Origin of the sequence: Pontibacter mangrovi (assembly GCF_006385705.1) — a bacterium.
Classification (GTDB): Bacteria; Bacteroidota; Bacteroidia; order Cytophagales; family Hymenobacteraceae; genus Pontibacter; species Pontibacter mangrovi.
The window spans coordinates 168,373-188,361 of sequence record NZ_VFRQ01000001.1 but is presented as its reverse complement, the minus strand read 5'-3'; the positions used below and the strand labels follow the sequence as shown (position 1 = coordinate 188,361).

Here is a 19,989-nt window from a genome sequence, read left to right as displayed (position 1 = left end):
ATCAAAAATCCCCACCCGAAAGCTCGGGCGGGGATTTTATACTTATGAATAAAAAGATTAGGCTTCTGCTTTCTCTTTTTTCTTCTTCTTATCCTTGCGCTTTTTCTTCTTGTCTTTCTTTGATTTTTTGTCGCTGTCCTGGCGGCGGGCGTCAACCTGCGGCAGACCCGAAGTATCGTCTGTTACCAGCGTCATTTCCTCCACCAGGTGGCCGGCACCGGCAAATTTATCAATGATAAACAGCACATAGCGGGCATCCACCGAAATATTGCGCACCTGGTCAGGGTTGTATACGATGTCGCTCATGGTGCCTTCCCAGTTGCGGTCGAAGTTAATGCCGATGAGCTGGCCGTTTGCGTTGATGATAGGAGAGCCAGAATTGCCGCCGGTGGTGTGGTTAGAGGCAATGAAGCCCACCGGCATCTCACCGTTCATGCCGTAGCGGCCATAATCCTTTTTCTCATACAGCTCGCGCAGTTTGGCGGGTATGGCGTAGTCTTCGGCAATGCCCGACGCCGCTTTCTCCATCACTCCCTCCAGGGTAGTATAGTATTTATACTTTATGCCGTCTACCGGTTCATAAGGCTCCACAATGCCATAGGCCACCCGCAGTGTAGAGTTAGCGTCCGGGTAGAAAGTCTTGTCCTGCTGCATCTCACGCAGGCCGGCCATGTACTTGCGGTAGAGCAGGCTCAGGTTATCGTTCACCTCCGTATAGGTCGGCATAATGTTTTCGCGGTAGTAATCGGCAACGCTGGAGGCCAGCTCAAAAGCCGGATCTTTCTTGATCGCGTCTTTGCCTTTTCGGGCATCAGCTAATACCTCTTTCACGCCTGCTGCAGAGGCAAAGGCAGATTTTTCGAAAACATCGTCCGCATACTTTGTAAAGTCGCCTTTATACTTGCTGCGCACCATCTTAAACACCTCCGGGTGCATTTCCTTATCGATGTTGTTGTAGTATAGGCTCAGCAAGGCGGCAAATACTTTTTTATCAGACGGGGCATTGTAGTCCTTAAAATAGTCTGTCGCATAAGCTTCCAGTTTGGCAACCTGCGCGTCAATATCGCTCTGCGGGGCTTTCTGCTCCAGCAGGCGCTGCAGGGTGGTAAAGTTGTTGGCCAGCCGCACGATCTCCACGCCAAAGGCAGCCTCGTTTATGTAATCCCTGGAAATCGTGATGCCATCCAGCGCCTTGTAGTTCTTGTCGAACTCTGCCATCAGGTTACCATATTTTTGCTGGCGCGCCGCGTCAGCGGACACCCACTGCGTAAACAGGCGCTCCAGGTTCTGCTTTTCCTCAATGGCGTTGGCCTTTCGGATGCCGCGGTTTTCGCCGATCCACTTTTTCCAGGCGTTGGCGATGCTGGCATACTTGGCGGCATACTTGATGCGTACCTCGTCAGAGGCTTTCATGTCTTTGTCCAGGATGTTCAGCTTCGTTTCGCGGATGTTGATCTTGTGTGGGTTCGATACCTCGTAAATTTCCTTTACCGCCTGCGAGGTCAGGTACTCGTTGGTGCGGCCCGGAAAACCGAAAACCATCGTAAAGTCGCCTTCTTCTACGCCGCTCAGCGAGATAGGCAGGTGGTGCTTAGGCTTGTAAGGCTTGTTCTCCGGCGAATACTCGGCCGGCTCGTTGTTTGGACCGGCATAGACGCGGAACAGCGAGAAATCGCCGGTATGGCGTGGCCACATCCAGTTGTCGGTGTCGCCGCCGAACTTACCGATAGACGAAGGGGGAGCCCCTACCAGGCGCACATCCTTAAAGGTCTCGGTAATATACATGTAGTACTCATTGCCATAGAAGAAGGGGCGAATCACGGCATCATAGTGGGTACCGTTGGTGGCAGCTTTGCTAACTTTAGAAATGTTGCGCTGGATAGTGGCCTCGCGGTCAGCTTCTGTTTTAGCTCCCTCCGTGCCCGCCAGTATCTGCTGGGTTACGTCTTCCATGCGCACAATAAAGGTAGCGGTAAGGCCTGGGTTTGGCAGCTCCTGCTCACGGGTCTTGGCCCAGAAGCCGTCCGTCAAGTAGTCGTTTTCCACGGTGCTGTGCTGCTGCACCGAGCCGTAGCCGCAGTGGTGGTTGGTCAGGAGAAGTCCTTCCGGGGAGATCATCTCGCCAGTACAGAAGCCGCCAAACGATACGATGGCATCTTTCAGGCTTGACTGGTTGACACTATAGATGTCTTCCGCCGTCAGCTTCATGCCTTTCTGCTGCATTTCTGCCTCGTTCAGCTGCTTCAGAAGCATTGGGAGCCACATGCCCTCATCGGGCCGGGCCACGCTTGCACCAATGCTCAGAAAAGCAGCTGCAAAAAAGGTTAATATGCGTTTGCTAATCATGGGTGAATTTTATTTTGGTAGATAATTTGAGTTCTAAAGATAGCTATTTTTTGGCTCTGATGAGCAGTGGCGGTACATTCCCCAAAATCAGAACCCGCTCAAAAAGAAGTATAGAATAAAAAGCAAAAGCACCCCGGGGTTTACAAGAGTGCTTTCGCAGGTATGATGGTTTCCTGAAGTCCGTTCGCTTTAGAAGCGCCCGATGTTCTCGTAACTTACATGGGCTTCCCACTCGCGGTACTTGTTTATCTCTTTGCTGAAGGCATCCACAAACCAGGCCATCAGGCTGATGTCATCCATCAGGCCAACCACAGGTATAAAGTCCGGGATTATATCCAGCGGCGTCACCAGGTACAACAGCACGCCCACCCCAATCAGCAGGGACTTACGGGAAACGTCCCGGTAATCGCCACGGATGTAGGACCGCACCAGGCGGATAAAGGTGGCCATGATGTTTTTCAGCTGCTGAAATCCGGATTCTTTGTCATTTAAATCTACCAGTTTGCCATAAGCAGTTGTTAAAAGTAGACCAAGTTTCATAGGTTTGGCTAGCAAAGCTCCAGCTTTACCGGTAAACCTCCTAAAGAGAGGATTCTGGGAATATCTATACCCTTTTTGTATCCATTCTTGTAGCATATCGCTTTCTATATTTTTGTCAGTTAATATCCTGTACGTGTATCGTCAGTTAAAAGCTGCCTCCATAAAATCTGGTGAGGGGAGTATAAAATCAGCTGACTTTTGCGCTTGCTCCACCCATCCAAAATAGTAAGAATCTATACAGTATCTTTCAGCTAAAGTAGGGCATGCGCTCAGTTCTATTTTGGCGCCACCTTTACAATCTTTATACTATTTAATCGCACTAACTCTAACTACAACAGCTCATTGGCCAGGTTTGCCAGCTCCGACCGCTCACCTTTCAACAGGGTAATGTGCGCGTACAGCGGGTGGTTGCGGGCACGGTCGATGAGGTAGGAGAGGCCGTTGCTCTGCGAGTCCAGGTACGGCGTGTCTATTTGGTAGATGTCCCCGGTAAAAACGATCTTCGTGTTCTCGCCAGCCCTGGAGATGATGGTCTTGACTTCATGCGGCGTCAGGTTCTGGGCCTCGTCTACTATAAAAATGATGTTGGACAAACTGCGCCCCCTGATGTAAGCCAAAGGCGTAATAAGCAGTTTTTCCAGTTCCACCATTTCACGCAGCCGCTGGTACTCTTTGCTTGTTTCAGAGTACTGGTTCTGTATGTACTTCAGGTTGTCCCAGAGCGGCTCCATGTATGGGTTCAGTTTCGACTTGATGTCGCCGGGCAAGTAGCCGATATCCTTGTTGCTGAGCGGTACCACGGGGCGCGCCAGGTAGATCTGCTTATAGTCTTTGCGCTGCTCCAGGGCACTTGCCAGGGCCAGCAGCGTTTTCCCCGTCCCGGCCACGCCCTGTATGCTCACCAGCTTAATGTCCGGGTTCAGGAGGGCGTGCAGCGCAAAGGCTTGTTCTGCGTTTCGGGGTTTGATGCCGTAGGCCGTGAGCCTGTCCACCCGCTCCAGCCGCTTGTCGGCATTGTTGTAAAAGGCCAGCGCGGAGTTTTTAAAGCTCTTCAGCACAAAGAAATGGTTGTCGGGCGGGGAGACTTTCAGCACCTTGTCAGGGTCTGTGGCGCCTTGCTCGTACAACTCGTTTACAGTTTGGGCAGGCACGTCATCCAAGGTGTCGCAACCTGTGTAAAGATCTGCCACATCCTGTATTTTGCCCGTCTCGTAATCCTCAGATATCAGGTTGAGCGCGCGGGCTTTCAGGCGCAAATTAATATCCTTGGTCACCAGCACCACCTTCTGGTCTGGCTTTTCCTGCTGCAGCCTGATAGCAGAATTCAGGATGTGATGATCATTTTTATCGCCGAAAATACTGACAGCGTCAACTCCATTCAAGGTGTTGTTCATGAGCACCTTAAAGCTGCCCTTGTTCTTGCCGTTCAGCGGAATCCAGTCCTGCAGGCGGTGCTCCGACGACAGCTTATCGATAAAGCGGATAAACTCGCGGGCTTCAAAATTCTTAATGTCGTTGCCTTTCTTGAAGTTATCGAGCTCCTCCAGCACCGTGATAGGGATAGCCACGTCGTGCTCCTGGAAATTAAGCACAGAGCTGTGGTCATAAAGTATAACGGAGGTGTCCAGCACAAAAATCTTTGGGGCAAGGCTGGCTTTGGAGGATGCTTTTTTGTTGGCGGCAGCGCCTCTGGTGGTCTTGGCGCTTTTTGCGGCTGGCTTGGTTTCAGGGGAAGCTTTCGGCATACACGTTAGGGTTAGGGTGAAACCTTAATGTAGAAAGAGCGGGCACCTAAAATTACGGCGCCTTTATATAGTGTACGCAACAAGCAGCCGCTGCGGCTGAACCATAAGCCGGCTAAAACAGGTGGTACAGTATACTTAAAGTTTATTACCATTAAAATTATACTATATATAATTGATAATTAACACATTAAGCTTTATTAATATTATTAACTAAATTTTTAGTTATACGTAAAAAAGTTTAGCTTTGCCTTTGTGGTTCAACCTATAACATACACTTACAGCTATGTTGCAGAACAAAAACATACTTTATCTCCTGCTGTTGTTGCTGTTGCCGCTTCTTGGGTTTAGTCAGCAGAAAATTGAGAAGCCTGAGAAGCGGGGGTTCCTGTTCTTTCGGATCAACCGCTTTGATAAGAACGGGGAACGGCATGGCCGCTGGAAAGTATACTTTGGCGAGACTGAAGTTATGATCCGGAACGGGCGGTTCAGGCATGGAGTAGAGGTGGGCAAATGGAAATATTATTACCCCGACGGCACCCGCTACATGGTAGAGAAGTATAGCCGCCGCGACAATAACATTCAGGTAACGAAATACCATGAAAACGGCAGCCTGGCGCGCAAAGGAACGGCACGCATACTTCGCAGTACGTTTAAAGACCACTACTACTGGTTTGGCGATTGGCAGGTGTACGACACGCTAGGCAACTACTCGCACACCGAAACCTACAAGAGCGGCAACTTGGTGGGCACAACCAAAAAATAATTTTTCCGAAGCGCTGGCAAGTAGGATTATCAGAAAGTTTGCGGAATTACTCCAATATGAATAGTATAGAACTACAATGTGAAAAAGTGTTGGAGAGTCTTCACCAGTTCTCCGATGACTTGCTGAACTTAGGAGAACCAATTCTAGACAACAGATTGAGTGAATTCGAGCATCAAATAGGCTTTCAGTTACCCTTTGACTTCAGCTACATTCTAACTAAACATAACTATATTTCTTTAGCAGGAACGGAAATATTTGGAATTGGAAGAGAATTCAGAGAAGAGTCTCTCGATAAAGTGTATTCTTTTGAACAAAATGGAATAGAAAACCCAATGCCTAAAGAATTTCTACCTTTCTCTCCTGATGGAAGAGGAAATTATTATTGCCTTGATTTATCCAGAATAAAAGACGATTCATGTCCAGTGGTTTTCTGGCAACATGACTATGACTACAACTACTCCAACAAAGAAGAAGTGGAGACTTGTAATGAAAATTTCATAGGTTGGGTACAAGAAGTAATGATTGGATGGACTATGGAAGACTATGGTTTTGAAAACAGGTAGAAGTACAAAAGCTTAATCAAATGCTATCTGCCAACAGAGTTCAGCCTTCATGCTCGCCCACCGGATACACTAAAACATTATAGCAAAGTATAAAAGTCTTCTTTTTCCTTGTCGTGCAGCAGCAAGTGCCCGTGTATCACCAGTTTAACCAGAATACGGTAGGCCCGCCGCTCTGACAGGTTTGCCATCTTCATGAACTGACTTAGGGTAATGCGGGGGTGAAACTTAAGGTACTCCAGCAGGGCCAGTTCGTGGCGGTTAAGGGGCAGCGGCTCAAACTGATGATCCTGCTGTTGCTCCAGCACCCTGTTTACCATTTTGCTTGTTTGCACGCTCGTATCCTTTACCCGCACAAACCCACGCCAGTCGTCTTCCTTTAGTTTGGCAAAATGAGGTTTATGGCTGCTTTCCGGCACCCGCACGACCAGCACCATTTTGCCATCCTGCTCTATCTCCTCATACTGTAGCTGCACCGGAGGGTCGCAGTAAAAGTCGGCGGCCAGCTGCAGGGTATGCTTTTCCTCTTCCGGGTCGATGCCGGTAACGTAGCCGTTATCCTTCACGCCGACAAGTATAATGCCGCCGCGGGTGTTAGCAAAAGACACCAGCGTTCGCGAAATTTTTTCGGGCTTGGTTACACGCTGCTTAAAGTCAACGGTATCATTTTCGCCTTCCCAAATCAGGCGCTGTAGTTCGTCCATAGTTGTGGCAGGAGTGGGTTGTATGCAAGAAACGAAGCGGACTTTCTCCCTTGCTTTTATCTTCTTGCTGAATATACTTCTTTTTATAAACAAAAAGCGAGCCTGATGGGCTCGCTTCTATAAAAGTATACTTAAAACCTTAAGTCCTTAAAAAGGAAGGTCGTTGTCGGCATCGCTGCTGTAGAACGAAGGGGCTTCCTGCTGCGGCGCACCGGCACCTGCTCCGCCATCAAAGTTGTTGGATACAGGCTCCATTCTCCAGGCTTGCAGGTTGGTAAAGTACATGGTCTGGCCGTTCTTGGTGAATGGCTTGCCTGTCAGGTTGAAAGTCACCTTCACTTCGTCGCCATTTTTGTAAGCGTCCAGCAGGTTGCACTTGTCCTGCGTCAGCTGAAACTTCACATACTGTGTGTACGATCCGTCCGGAATCTCCAGCACAAACTCGCGCTTTCTGAACTTATCGCTGATCTGCTGCTCATCAAACATCTCGTACAGCTTCCCTTGGATATCAAAAGACATAATCAATAGTTATTTTAGTTGTTCTTACTGTAGACAAAGATAACTATTTTTTGCCGGAATAAGATCCCGCTGCTTCTTGCTTATAGCTAAAAATGCAGAAGAAAACATTGCGGCGGGAACAGCCACAGGCCAAACGGCGTAGAGGGAACCATCTTACCTATAATTATACAAGAACATGCACAAAACAGCCATAGCCATCCACGGCGGAGCCGGCACCATTACAAAAGCCTCTCTCACAGAAGAAAAGGAACGAATATATACTGCAGCCTTAAAGGAGGCGGTAGAGGCCGGGCATAGCGTGCTGGAGAAGGGCGGATCAGCGCTGGAGGCTGTAGAGGAGGCGGTAAGGCACCTGGAGGACTGCCCTCTGTTCAACGCCGGCAAGGGATCTGTTTTCACCAAAGAGGGGAAGCACGAGATGGATGCCGCCATGATGGACGGAAAAACGCTGGAAGCAGGCGCGGTGGCAGGCGTCAAAAGCATCAAAAACCCGATTAAGTTAGCGAGAGCTGTTATGCAGCATTCTGAGCATGTGCTGCTGAGCGGTTATGGGGCCGAGGAGTTCGCGCGGAACCAAGGTTTGGAGTTTGCGCCGGAAGCCTATTTCTTCGACAAGCTGCGGTATGAGCAGTGGCTGGAGGTTCGGGATTCGGAGGCCATTATACTTGACCACACCGAAAAGAAGGATGAGAAGTTTGGCACGGTGGGCGCCGTCGCCGTGGACCAAGCGGGCAACGTAGCGGCGGCTACCTCCACAGGCGGCATGACAAACAAGCGCTACAGCCGCATCGGCGATTCTCCTATCATCGGCTCGGGCACTTATGCCAATAACCGCACCTGCGCTGTGTCCTGCACCGGCCACGGGGAGTATTTCATGCGTGCCGTGGTAGCTTATGATGTATCTTGCCTGATGGAGTATAAAGGCTGTACGTTGCAGCAGGCTTGCGAGGAAGTGGTCATGAAAAAACTGGTGAAGTTCGGCGGCGAAGGTGGCCTGATAGCCGTAACGGCGGCAGGGGAGATAGCCATGCCTTTTAACTCGGAGGGAATGTACCGCGCCAGCAAAGTAGCGGATCAGGACACGTATGTTGGCATCTACAAGAAATAGCGACCACTTACTAAAGTAGCTCCTTTAGCTCCTCAAAACTGGAAATCGTGCAGGAGGCGTACGAGCTGCTGTTGTTTTGTTTCGTATAGAGCACCGTGCGAATGCCCAACTCCCTGCCGGCCTTTAACTCAGAGTGGGGGTCGTCGCCGATAACGAGCACCTCGGTTGGCTTATACTTATAGCGCTCCAGTATACTTTGGAAAACACCTTTCTTCGTTTTATCCGTTTTCGTCGGGTCTACCACATGCAGCTCCGTGAAGTCCGGTGCTATACCCAGGCAATCAATCTTACTTTGCTGCATGTTGGTATAGCCGGTGGTCACCAAAAACTTTGCAAACGGCAGTTGCTTTAAAACAGCGTAATCCTCAAAAGCGGGGATGTGCTTGCTATAGGTAAGCTGTTGCAGGATGGAATCGCCTTTGTCTTTCAGGGCTTCGCTAAACTTATACTTCTCCGCCACTTTCTGGTAAGGGATGCGCATGGCGTCCTTTCTGATTTCCTGCAAGTCGCCCTCATAGTCCTGGCGCTGCTCCAGCAGCTCAAAAAAAGGCTGAAACAGCTCATCGCCGATAGACGGAACCGGAAAAATCGTGTTGTCAAGGTCCAGTATGAGGGCTTGTATGTTCATAGGTGACTTATTTTATTTCATGGTTGAGTTCCTGCAGCTGCACCCGTTTATAGTCTTCTTCGCTTCTGTAAAAGATGCGCGAGTTCATGTCATACAGGTTGCCTTTGGCCAGCACATGCATCACCATGTTGTCGATGGCCACAGGCCGGCCAGACTCCACTTCTTTGATGTTGGTATACTTTACCTCATGCCCGTCTGCAATCACTACCAGGTTAGAGCCGATCGTCTCGATCATGTGCCCCTCGGTTATCAGCACACCTGTGTCTTCTCCCAGGCCGATGCCAATGGTTTTGGGGTGCGTCACCACGGCTTCCATCAATCTGCCGAAGCGGCCACGAATTACAAAGTGCGTGTCAATGATCACATTATCAAGAAGCCCCAGTCCGCGCCCCATCTTAACCGCCCCACGCAGCAGCGACTCGGTAGCGCTGCCTCCTTTGATCATTTCCGCCGACATGGCCATGGCCCCGGCGCTGGTGCCGGCAATCACAAAGTCTTCGTGCAGGTAGCGGCGCTTTAGGATCTCCAGAATCTCGGTTTCCAGGAACATTCGGGTAATGCGCGATTGGTCGCCGCCACTGAACATGATCCCGTCGCATTCTTTGATGCGTTTGATATACGCTGGATTTAACGCGTCTTCCTCTGTGCGGATATGCATCAACTGCACATTCTCCACGCCCAAAATGCCGAAGGCGCTGGTATAGCGCTCCCCAACTTCCTCCGGAATCATGGAGGCCGTGGTAACAACTTCTATATGCGGGTTCTTGGCCGGAACTTCCTTCAGGAATCGCTTCAGAATACCTAACTCGAAAAAGTCGAGGTAGTACTTTCTCTTTGACTTGGGATTGGGGTAGCTGCCTTTGTCTTCGTTTCCGCCAACAGCAATAAGTTTTCCTTTAGGTATATCCACGGGTGATGCTACAGTGTGTTCGTCTACAATATATATACTTCCTATACCTACAAAAGGTATACTTACAGTATGATTACAGCTTTCAGCCTAAATCGTTTCAAATTTGCCCATAAACCGTATTAAGGGATCAGCGGAGTATGGGCACCGCTTATTAGTCACATCTCCATATATAAATTTTGTTATATTATAAAATATCGCTAACCCTCAAATCAGGCTGTTTTACAAATAAAAATCATATATCCCAACCCCGCCGGAATGGTGCCGTATAGTAGGTTCAGTAATAAGCCAAACAGCTATTATTGAAACGCGTAACCTTTCCAAGCTATGAAACTAAACAACTTAAAGGATCTGATGATCCACGAATTGAAAGACATCTATAACGCAGAGCACCAGATTACCAAGGCTTTGCCCAAAATGATGAAAGCCACCTCTTCTGACAAACTCAAGAAGGCTTTTGAAGACCACCTGAACGTTACCGATAAGCAGATTGAGCGACTCGAGAAGGTGTTCGACATGCTGGGAGAAAAAGCCAAAGGTGAGAAGTGCAAGGCCATGGAAGGCATCATTAAAGAGGCTGAGTCTATGATGAGCGAAAAGGCCGAGGACAGCGTGATGGATGCCGCCCTGATTGCCTCTGCCCAGCGCGTGGAGCATTACGAAATAGCCGCCTACGGCACTATCTGCACCTATGCCAAGCAGTTAGGCCTGAACGACGTGCTGAACCTACTACACAAGACGCTGGAAGAAGAAAAGAAAACAGACGAAATGCTGACCAAGATTGCAGAAAGCTCCATCAATATAAAGGCAGAAAGATAACGCTGCCCTACGTATACGTATGAAGGAAGGCTCTGTACCTTCGCCTGGCTCCACCAAGCAGGTCAGAAGGTCACAGAGCTTTCCCCTTGATGCACAAGTATAAAAAAGAAGGCCCTCATACCAGAGGGCCTTCTTTTTTATACTTCATTAAAGCTGTATTTATTTGAGCATTTCATCCAGTGTGACCGTGGAGACAGCATGATAGTTGGGGCGCGCTTTGGCATAAATGGCCAGGGCTTTCTTTTTGCCTTCCGGCGTAGCTGCCAGTGCCTTGTAAATAGGAACCAGAAACTTGCGGCGTCCTACATTGGTTAGGAACTGCTCCATGGCCTCATCTGCGGTCGTATAATTGTTTTGGATGGCATGGATGAACCAGGCCGCCAAAACCTCGGAATTTCCGGAGTTGGTGAAGTTGAAAGCTTTGTCCAGGTCTGCCATTTGCTCCTGGCTCATCTGCTCGGGCAGCATGCGAATAAAGTGCAGCCACTCGTGGCTCGACCAGTCCTTGGTGCTCAGTTGCGCGGCTGGCGTACCGTTTTTCCAGCTTTGGAAGGCTTCTTCTACTTTTGCAAAGCGCGCGCTGGTAGGCACTTTAAAATCAGCTGGCAAACCAGGAGAGTATACCCAGCCATCCACGTTGATTTTCTTGGCCAGTTCCTCATCGCCTTTTATCAGCTCCTTCTGCAGGAAATCCAGGAATTTATCGGTGTTCGTGCTCTGGAAGGCAAAGGTGTTAAAGTAGTTGTTCAGGAACTCATCGAAACGCTCCCGGCCTACGGCCTTCTCAATGTTCTGCAGGAAGAAGCTCCCTTTCTCATAGGCGATGTCGGTCAGCCCCTCATCCGGGTCACGGCCTTCCAGGTCCAATTTCAGGCGAGTGTCCTGGCTGTCCTTCCCAAGGTCGTTGAGGGTGTTCATCAAGTCCTGGTAGCCCAGCACGTTCAGCATATCGGCATAGTCTTTCCCGTAGATCTCCTCCATAATGCGGCGCTCGAAGTATACGGTAAAGCCCTCGTTTAGCCAAAAGTCGTTCCAGGTGCCGTTCGTCACCAGGTTTCCGCTCCAGCTGTGCGCCAGCTCGTGCGCAATGAGGCTGGTCAACGAGCGGTCTTTGGCCAGCACCGTCGGCGTCACGAAAGTCAGGCGCGGGTTTTCCATACCTCCGAACGGGAAGGAGGGCGGCAGCACCAGCAGGTCGTAGCGGTCCCAGCGGTATTTGCCATACAGCTTTTCAGCGGCAACCAGCATCTTGTCCATTTCGGCAAACTCGTAGGCTGCCGCCTCAATGGTGGCAGGCTCCGCATAAATACCTGTTTGTGTGCCCACCTCTCTAAACACCAGGTCGCCCACCGACAGGGCCATCAGGTATGACGGGATGGGCTGCTTCATCTCGAACGTATAAACGCCGCTGGCATTCTTTTCAACCGGGTTGCTGGCGCTCATCACGGCCAGCAGCTCTTTGGGCACTTTTACTTCTGCGTTATAAGTAATGCGGATGCCGGGGCTATCCTGTATTGGAATCCAGGTGCGGGCAAGTATGGCCTGCGACTGCGTGAACAGGAACGGGTATTTTTTGCCGGCGGTCTGCTGCGGGTTCAGCCACTGCAGGGCAGCCGCATCCGGCGAGGTTTTATACTGTATGGTTACTTTCTTTGTGTCGGGCTTGATCTTTACAGAAAGCGGACGGCCCAAAAACTCTTTCTCATCGCCCAACGCAAATCCCGTTTCCTCTTGCGCATCGCCCAGGTATACTTTCTCTATCTCCAGGCCGCGGGTGTCGAACACGATCTCATCGGTGCCGGTCTTGTTTTCGATTAAGTAGGAGGCGGTGCCGTGCAGCACTTTCTGCTCAAAGTTCACATCAATGTTCAGGTCCAGATGCTTGGCCACAGCCTCTGCCGGTTTGGCAAAGCTGTGCACGTCTTTGGCTGACTGCTCTGAAGCGGTTTGTTCCGTTGTCATAGTCTCATTTTCGTTGGTGGTGGAAGAGCAGGAAGCCAGGTAAAGGCTGCCAGCCAGGCCGAGGCCCATTAAAAAACGGTGATAGGTTCTCATGTTGCTTTAAGGATACATTCAGGTGTAAGTTAGGCAATTTGTGTGAATTCTGAAATCAGCTAAGCACCCCGATCAACCCAAAGTAAATACGGCTACGGGCGTAGCTGCCGAAGCGGTAGGACCGCATCAGCATGAAAACTTTTTGTGGCTTATTGAAGTAGAAAGGGAGGAAAACCTAGCAAAACCCTATCAGCCGCTTTCTTATTGCACTAAAAAAAGAAGCACTATGCCAGTTGTGAGCGTGGCATAGAAACTGCTTGTAGTAAAGTGTGCTGAGCTAAAAATAGACGTATGAACCCTTACAAATTAAGATTGATCACCCTTGCTGCTGTGCTGCCTCTGCTGATAGCCGCACTTACGGGCTGCAACAGCAAAGACTCTGATAAAAAAGACAAAAACCTGCTGGAAGACCTGCTGAGCAAAAAAGAGCTTCCGCAAGCTACGACCGACAGCCTCTACGTGCTGAACTATATCTCTAAAAAGCCTGATTTTAAGGAGCATGAGGACCTGATGTTCGAGTTCTACGGAGACCGCAACTATAAGCTTGCCTGGTTCCGCGACAACGACCTGGTGCCGGAAGCTGAAAAATTCCTCGCCGTAATTGATTCTTCCTCTATTGAGGGGCTTGACCCTAAGAAGTATAAGCTGGTTAACTTCCAAGAGCTTTTTCAGAAGTATGAGCAGATGGACCCGCAAGACTCGGCTCGCCTGGACCTGCAGCAGCAGATTGACGTGGCCCTGACCGGCTCCTACTTTAACTATGCCTCCGACTTTTACCGTGGCCGTGTTAACCCGCAGGACGACAACAAAGTGAATTGGGAGGTTAAAAAGAATAAGATAAAGCTGCACAAAGCCCTGCAAACCATTCTAAAAGAACGCGAGAGCACATACCCATATTATGAGTTTGAGGCCCTGCACACCGGCTATACCCGCTTGCGCGATGCCCTGCAGGAGTACAGGGCGCTACAGGCCAAAGGCGGCTGGCCTAAAGTGGAGCTCGGCGGTAAAAAGGCGTTGCAAAAGGGAGACACCGCCCAGGCTGTGGCAGTGCTGCGCCAGCGCCTGAACCCATCGGCAAAGATAAGCCCTAACGATAAAAAGCAGTGGGTGTTTGACGAAGGCGTTGAAAAACAGGTGAAGAAATTCCAGATGCTGCACGGCCTGGACCAGGACGGCGTAGTGGGTGGCAACACGCTGCGCACCATGAACATCCCAATCGATGACCGCATCGAGCAGATCATGATCAACATGGAGCGTTGGCGCTGGATCCCAAAACGCATGGTGCCTAAAAGCCTTGATCAGAAATATATCTGGGTAAACATCCCGGAGTATAAACTCTATATTTACGAAGACCCGGACAACGATCCGGAAGCTGAGCGCGAGTATGAAAAAGTGATGGAGATGCGCGTGGTGGTAGGTAAGACAATGAACGCTACGCCGATTTTCAGCGATAAGATGGAGTATGTTGTACTGGCTCCCTACTGGAATGTACCCAACAGCATCGTAGAAAAGGAAATTAAGCCGCACATGCTTACGAACCAAGCCTGGCTGGACTCCCAGAACATGGAGATCGTGACGAAGGAGAAGAACCCGCAGCCTGTCTCACCTTCCTCCATCGACTGGGAAAGCGTGACGGAGAAGAACTTCCAGTACATGGTGCGCCAGAAGCCGGGTCCGGAAAACTCCCTTGGCCAGCTCAAGTTCCTCTTCCCGAACCAGCATGCCATTTACCTGCACGATACGCCTGCTGACGCCCTCTTCAGCCAGACAGACCGTAACTTTAGCCATGGCTGCGTGCGCTTGGAAAAGCCGGTGCAGCTGGCCAGCTACCTGCTCAAAGACATGCCTGAATGGAATGAGAACCGCATCCGGGAAGTAATGAACGGCGGGGAAGAAGAATGGGTGACATTGCCTAAAAAAATTCAGGTATACCTAGTATACTTCACCAGTTGGGTAGATGAAGAGGGTAATGTGCATTTCCGCGAAGACCTGTACGGGCACGACAAGAAGCTGAAGCAGGAGTACTTTGGCTAAACTAAGTAGGACAGAGGCCAAGGTGCCAACATGATGACGACCGCAATGAGCAAGTATAAAATACTGATGTTAAGCCTGATTTTCGGCACCTTATGGGGCTGTGGCCCGAAGGACACCGATAAAGAGCAGGAAAGCCTGAAGGCCCAGTTAAAAGACACCGCCACCGCTGCCAGCGCGCCGCTAATGGAGGATACCGATACCGTGATGCAGAAAGTGGCAGAGTTGGAGCTGCATGCGCTGGGTAACACCCTGGATGAAATTCGCTACAGCAAAGACACCCTTGAGGTTAAAGCAGGGGAGCACATCAAGTTCACCTTCGTAAATGAGGGCGTAGATATGCCCATGGTGCACAATGTCGTGTTTACCGCACCCGGTAAGTATAAAGAAGTTGCCTTAGCCGGAGACAGCATAGGCGCCTCTGGCAACTACATTCCGCAAAGCGACGACGTAATTGCCGCCACGCCCATCGCTTTGCCGGGGCAGACGGTAGAGTTGGAGTTTATGGCGCCGACCAAACCCGGTTTGTACGACTTTGTTTGCACGTATCCCGACCATTGGCAGAAAATGAATGGTGTGCTGGTGGTCAAATAAATGATCTTCGTCATAAGTGCCTTTAATCTACCTTAAAACAGGCCAGCGAACTACAGAGTTTAGGTGACAATTTTTTACATTTACGGCGTCATTAGAGTCATACTATGAAGTTCGTACCGCCGGAATGTCAGCTTTGCCCTAGCAGAAACAGCTCGTTAATTGGCAGTTGCCTTACAAGTGAACTGGAGGAGCTGGCAGTTCACAAGTCAAGTTGCCTTTTCAGAAAAGGGCAGGAGGTTTTTAGCGAAGGCTCTAAACCTTCGGGGCTTCATTGCGTGCATTCCGGCAAAGTGAAGATCACCAAAATAGGAAGCGACGGCAAAGAGCAGATCATCCGATTGGCCAGGCCCGGTGATGTGATCGGTTACCGTTCGCTGGTGGCAGACGCTCATTACTCCGCTTCAGCGGTTGCAATGGAGGACACGGTGGTATGCTTTGTACCCAAGGCGCAGTTTATGGAGCTGGTACAAGAGAACATGACCTTCAACAGGAACCTGATGCTCCTTTTTTCCAAAGCCTTGGGGGACGCAGAAGCGCGTATGACGCAAATGGCCTGCAAGCCAGTGAGGGAGCGACTGGCAGAGTCCCTGCTGTTGCTCCAGAAAACTTACCAAACAACTGGCGAGGCACAAGGCAACTTTACCATCGCTATCTCCCGGGAGGACCTGGCCTCTATTGTGGGCACAGCCAAAGAAACAACCATCCGCCTGCTTTCTGAGCTGAAAGAAGAACAGATCATCGCCACCAAAGGCAGCCGCATTACCATCTTAAACCCCGACAAGCTGCACAGCATCTGCCACCTGTACGATTAACTTAATTATGATCGTTTGACGAGTATAAGATGCTTATAATACCGAAGGCCGGCTGTAATAAAGCCGGCCTTCGGTATCCTTATAGTCAATACTGCACATGCCATTAATCATGGTAAAGAATCCTAAGTTCTTCTTCAGTTAGTGTCGGAAACATTTCAGGGACTGTTTTTTGCCTAGTCATAGCTGTCCATTTCAACCAATTGCTATCAATTCTCTCACAAGAAGTAAATACCATATTACACATCTCTGCTGGTAGTAATGCTTTAGTATGCGCAGGCAAGTACGCCCATCCTTCAAATTCATCAAAAGCATATTTTTTACGGTTGAGATTAAAATACCCAAAAACTACTGCTTCCCCTCTATAGTCATCACACGAAAATATCTTTACATCATCAATATATCTTCCATCAAAATCCCATATATAAAGGCTGGCTTTATGATAACTCCATTCTTTATTTAATATGCTTTTTGCAGCAAGCGCCATACTTTCTTTCTTTTTAAGAAAATACGCAGTAAGAAATTTATCTCTTTTATAGGAGCGGATCAAGCTAACAGCTTGGCCAAGTAAAATGGCGAATCCTAAACTTATTACTGTTACAGTGATTTTTCTAACAAGCTTCTTATCAATGAAAAGATAAACCACCATTCCTATAAACCAAAGTAAAGCACATAGTAAAATGGTGAAACCCAACCCATAAGGATCGAGAAAGCCATTATAGTTGCTTACTAAGAATAAAAGAATAACAATAACAGGCAGAAACATCAGCAGTAAGCTTATACTTAGCCAGAGAATTTTAAAAGCTTTTTTTAGTAAAACCATTAAAGATGTTCTAATGAGAAGGATAAAGGTATAAAAAGCAGGGTACAAATTAACCTGCATTATTCATTCATTCTGATATTACTCCTGCCTAAAGTGCTAACTAACATCGTTCAACAGCACCCCCACTCAGGATCAGGAAAAGCTTTATAACCTCTGCCACCTGTACGATTAGCTGCAGCCCTAACTTAAAGTATACACCTGTTCGGGTTGGGTATAAAACCAAAAGGCAGGCTGCAAAGCGGCCTGCCTTTCTGCGTTCGTATAGTTAATACGACACGCCAACACCATGTATACTTAACTAAACACTAAACTCTTTCTGATATGATGGCTTTGCGCCAAAGCTGCGTGAAAGGCGCTACTTCATCCGCCTGTCGCTGCAGCTCTGGCAAAAGCAGCTCTCACCTTAAACCACTGCAAAGCTCTTTCATATAGTTGAAAGCAACCGGCTCGCTCCGTTCGTGGCGCCTCCGATTAACTTGATGATGCAAATATCAGGCACTGCGCTTAAACGGGCACTGACAAGGATCAGCTTCTAAACTGATATAAATCATCTTTGCAGGCAGCCATGGCACCTACCTTTGTAAAAGTTACAAAAGGAGAACTATGGCATCGAACGCTGCTTTAAAAACAGAGGCTCAAACCTGCTACCACTGCGGAGACAAATGTGTTGACGAGGTGGTCATGGCGCATGCTAAGTCGTTTTGCTGCACCGGCTGCAAAAACGTGTATGAGCTGCTGGAGGAAAACAACCTGTGCACCTACTATACTTTAGACAGCAACCCCGGCATTAATGGCAAGAGAGAGGTAAACGATGCCCGCTTTGCTTACCTGGACGATCCGGGCGTGGAGGCGCAGCTGATCAACTTTAAGAACGAGAGCATCTGCAAAGTAACTTTTTACACGCCTCAGATGCACTGCAGCTCCTGTATCTGGCTTCTGGAGAACCTGTACAAACTAAACCCCGGCGTAGCTGAGACAACGGTTAATTTTCTGCGCAAGGAGGTATCCTTAACCTTCTCTCACCAGAAAACCAGCCTGCGTGAGGTGGTGCAGCTGCTCAGCCGCATCGGCTACGAACCAGCCATTACCCTGGCAGACACCGACGGTAAAAAGGAGAAAAAACGCAATTTCACGCTTGTCTATAAATTAGGTGTAGCCGGCTTCTGCTTCGGCAATGTCATGCTGTTGGCCTTTCCGGATTATTTTGCAATGGGCGAGGAGGTGCAGCGCGATTATGGGAAGTTCTTTGGCTACCTCAGCATACTGCTGTCATTGCCTGTGCTGCTTTACAGCGCCAAGGGCTTTTTTCAGGCGGCATGGCAGGGCCTGCGCCAGCGCATGGTCAACATCGACCTGCCCATAGCCACTGGCCTCGTCGCTCTGTTCCTTACCAGTATCTACCAGATTATTACTGGTACCGGCCCCGGTTACCTCGACTCCTTCACAGGACTTGTCTTCTTTATGCTGATCGGCAAGTACTTTCAGCAAAAAACCTATGATACTCTTTCCTTTGACCGTGATTATACTTCTTACTTTCCGGTGGCGGTAACGCTGCTGAAAGAAGACGGCGAGGAAGAGTCGGTGCCGGTGCGCAACCTGCAGGTGGGAAACCGCATCCGCATACGCAACCAGGAGCTGATACCCGCAGACGCCATGCTGCTGCGCGGCACCGCCATGATCGACTACAGCTTTGTGAGCGGAGAGTCGGAGCCAGTAGAGAAAGTGGTAGGGGAGGTGATTTACGCCGGCGGCCGCCAGATGGGCGAAAGCGTGGAGCTGGAGGTGGTGAAAGAGGTGTCGCAGGGCTACCTGACGCAGCTCTGGAACAACAGCGTTTTCTCTAAAAGCGAGGAGCACAGTATGAGCACCTACGCCAATGAGGCCGGTAAGTGGTTCATTATTGTCACGCTTATAGTTGCTGCCGGCTCGCTTGCCTACTGGGTTCCGCGCGACATGACAATGGCCATGCGTGCCTTTACCTCTGTGCTGATCATTGCCTGCCCCTGCGCGCTTTCCCTCTCCACCCCGTTTGTGCATGGCAACACCTTGCGCATCTTCGGCAAGAACAAGTTTTTCTTAAAGAACACAGCCGTCGTTGAAACACTTGCCCGAATTGACACCATCGTTTTCGACAAAACCGGCACCCTGACCGAGCCAAGTGCCGCAGAACTCAGCTATAAGGGCAAAAAGCTTAGCCCAGCCCAGGAGCAAAGTATAAAATCGGTGCTGCGCCACTCCACGCACCCGCTGAGCCAGCGCATCTTTCAGGGTATAGCGGGCGCAACGGCAGAGGTTTCTGACTTCGAAGAGTATGCGGGCAAAGGTGTGGCCGGAGAGGCAAACGGAATGTTTGTGCGCGCCGGTTCGGCAGCATACTTAGGAGTAAAGGCCGATGATGTTCAGGATGCCCTCAAAACGAGAGTGTATGTATCCATTGATGGCGTGGTTTTGGGATTTTATACTTTCCAGAACGTATACCGCGGCGGCTTGCAGGAGGTGCTGCAGAGCCTTGGTGCCGATAAAATTGCGGTGCTCTCCGGCGACAACAACCACGAAGAGGCGCGCCTGCGCGAGCTGCTGGGAACTGAGGCTGAGCTCAACTTTAACCAAAGCCCTGTGCAGAAGCTGGAGTATATCAAACAGCTGAAAAACCAGGGCCGAAACGTGCTGATGGTAGGCGACGGATTGAACGACGCCGGTGCCTTGAAGCAAAGCGACGCGGGCATCGCCCTGACCAACAGCGTGACTAACTTCTCGCCGTCCTGCGACGCCATCTTGGATGCCTCCTCTTTTAGTAGGTTGAGCAAGTTTCTTGCTTTTTCTAAAAAGTCGATGAACATCATTCTGGCAAGCTTTGCGGTGTCGCTGGTGTATAATGCCGTGGGCCTGACGCTGGCCGTGCAGGGGCTGTTTACGCCCATCATCTCGGCTATCCTGATGCCTATCAGCTCCATCAGCGTGATTTTGTTTGCCACTATATCCGTACGGCTTGCCGCTAAAAAAGCGGGTTTATAGCCTTTTTGTCCACCATACTAAAG

General features: G+C 49.7%; 17 protein-coding genes. 8 read left to right on the top strand and 9 right to left on the bottom strand.

The genetic code is table 11. From position 1 onward, the window contains the following. Positions 1-57: 57 nt before the first annotated feature. The 3 genes from FJM65_RS00825 to FJM65_RS00815 all read right to left on the bottom strand — a co-directional run bounded on the left by FJM65_RS00825 (position 58) and on the right by FJM65_RS00815 (position 4,631). A complete protein-coding gene (locus FJM65_RS00825; RefSeq protein ID WP_394348130.1) occupies positions 58-2,343 on the bottom strand; it encodes a S46 family peptidase in 2,286 nt (761 codons plus the stop codon). Positions 2,344-2,535: 192 nt separating this feature from the next. Continuing rightward, a complete protein-coding gene (locus tag FJM65_RS00820) occupies positions 2,536-2,886 on the bottom strand; it encodes a YkvA family protein (protein WP_239022779.1) in 351 nt (116 codons plus the stop codon). A gap of 329 nt (positions 2,887-3,215) precedes the next feature. After that, positions 3,216-4,631: a PhoH family protein gene (locus FJM65_RS00815; protein WP_140618385.1), complete on the bottom strand. Its 1,416-nt coding sequence runs from the start codon at positions 4,629-4,631 to the stop codon at positions 3,216-3,218. A 283-nt stretch (positions 4,632-4,914) separates the two neighbouring features. Between FJM65_RS00815 and FJM65_RS00810 the strand changes: the two genes are divergently transcribed. After that, positions 4,915-5,394 (top strand): toxin-antitoxin system YwqK family antitoxin, encoded by a 480-nt coding sequence (locus tag FJM65_RS00810; protein ID WP_140618383.1) that lies wholly within the window; start codon positions 4,915-4,917, stop codon positions 5,392-5,394. Between the two features lie 56 nt (positions 5,395-5,450). After that, positions 5,451-5,957 carry an SMI1/KNR4 family protein gene (locus FJM65_RS00805; RefSeq protein ID WP_140618381.1) on the top strand — a complete coding sequence of 169 codons (507 nt, stop codon included), beginning with the start codon at positions 5,451-5,453 and terminating at the stop codon, positions 5,955-5,957. Positions 5,958-6,034: 77 nt separating this feature from the next. Here FJM65_RS00805 and FJM65_RS00800 read toward each other — a convergent pair whose 3' ends face one another. Continuing rightward, a complete protein-coding gene (locus tag FJM65_RS00800) occupies positions 6,035-6,658 on the bottom strand; it encodes an AlbA family DNA-binding domain-containing protein (RefSeq protein WP_140618379.1) in 624 nt (207 codons plus the stop codon). A gap of 147 nt (positions 6,659-6,805) precedes the next feature. Continuing rightward, the gene (locus FJM65_RS00795; protein WP_140618377.1) at positions 6,806-7,177 is read right to left on the bottom strand and encodes a DUF3127 domain-containing protein; all 372 of its coding nucleotides are present in this window, start codon (positions 7,175-7,177) and stop codon (positions 6,806-6,808) included. Between the two features lie 175 nt (positions 7,178-7,352). Between FJM65_RS00795 and FJM65_RS00790 the strand changes: the two genes are divergently transcribed. Then, positions 7,353-8,285 carry an isoaspartyl peptidase/L-asparaginase family protein gene (locus tag FJM65_RS00790; RefSeq protein WP_140618375.1) on the top strand — a complete coding sequence of 311 codons (933 nt, stop codon included), beginning with the start codon at positions 7,353-7,355 and terminating at the stop codon, positions 8,283-8,285. 10 nt (positions 8,286-8,295) lie between these two features. On the opposite strand, the gene FJM65_RS00785 is transcribed toward FJM65_RS00790, so the two are convergent. After that, positions 8,296-8,913 carry an HAD family hydrolase gene (locus FJM65_RS00785; protein WP_140618373.1) on the bottom strand — a complete coding sequence of 206 codons (618 nt, stop codon included), beginning with the start codon at positions 8,911-8,913 and terminating at the stop codon, positions 8,296-8,298. Between the two features lie 7 nt (positions 8,914-8,920). Next, entirely contained in the window at positions 8,921-9,823 is a 903-nt protein-coding gene (locus tag FJM65_RS00780) for a cyanophycinase (RefSeq protein WP_140618371.1), read from the bottom strand. Positions 9,824-10,147: 324 nt separating this feature from the next. Between FJM65_RS00780 and FJM65_RS00775 the strand changes: the two genes are divergently transcribed. Then, positions 10,148-10,639: a YciE/YciF ferroxidase family protein gene (locus FJM65_RS00775; protein ID WP_140618368.1), complete on the top strand. Its 492-nt coding sequence runs from the start codon at positions 10,148-10,150 to the stop codon at positions 10,637-10,639. Positions 10,640-10,798: 159 nt separating this feature from the next. Here the strand turns inward: FJM65_RS00775 and FJM65_RS00770 are convergent, their stop codons facing one another. Further along, positions 10,799-12,694 (bottom strand): M1 family metallopeptidase, encoded by a 1,896-nt coding sequence (locus tag FJM65_RS00770; protein WP_239022778.1) that lies wholly within the window; start codon positions 12,692-12,694, stop codon positions 10,799-10,801. Positions 12,695-12,985: 291 nt separating this feature from the next. Between FJM65_RS00770 and FJM65_RS00765 the strand changes: the two genes are divergently transcribed. The 3 genes from FJM65_RS00765 to FJM65_RS00755 all read left to right on the top strand — a co-directional run bounded on the left by FJM65_RS00765 (position 12,986) and on the right by FJM65_RS00755 (position 16,131). After that, entirely contained in the window at positions 12,986-14,728 is a 1,743-nt protein-coding gene (locus FJM65_RS00765; RefSeq protein ID WP_140618366.1) for a L,D-transpeptidase family protein, read from the top strand. Positions 14,729-14,758: 30 nt separating this feature from the next. Beyond that, a complete protein-coding gene (locus tag FJM65_RS00760; RefSeq protein WP_140618364.1) occupies positions 14,759-15,319 on the top strand; it encodes a plastocyanin/azurin family copper-binding protein in 561 nt (186 codons plus the stop codon). Positions 15,320-15,423: 104 nt separating this feature from the next. Beyond that, on the top strand, positions 15,424-16,131 hold the full coding sequence (locus FJM65_RS00755) for a Crp/Fnr family transcriptional regulator (protein ID WP_140618361.1): 708 nt from the start codon (positions 15,424-15,426) through the stop codon (positions 16,129-16,131). Positions 16,132-16,234: 103 nt separating this feature from the next. Here the strand turns inward: FJM65_RS00755 and FJM65_RS00750 are convergent, their stop codons facing one another. Continuing rightward, a complete protein-coding gene (locus FJM65_RS00750) occupies positions 16,235-16,951 on the bottom strand; it encodes a hypothetical protein (protein ID WP_140618359.1) in 717 nt (238 codons plus the stop codon). 603 nt (positions 16,952-17,554) lie between these two features. On the opposite strand from FJM65_RS00750, the gene FJM65_RS00745 reads away from it, so the two are divergent. After that, a complete protein-coding gene (locus tag FJM65_RS00745; RefSeq protein WP_140618357.1) occupies positions 17,555-19,966 on the top strand; it encodes a heavy metal translocating P-type ATPase in 2,412 nt (803 codons plus the stop codon). Positions 19,967-19,989: the final 23 nt, after the last annotated feature.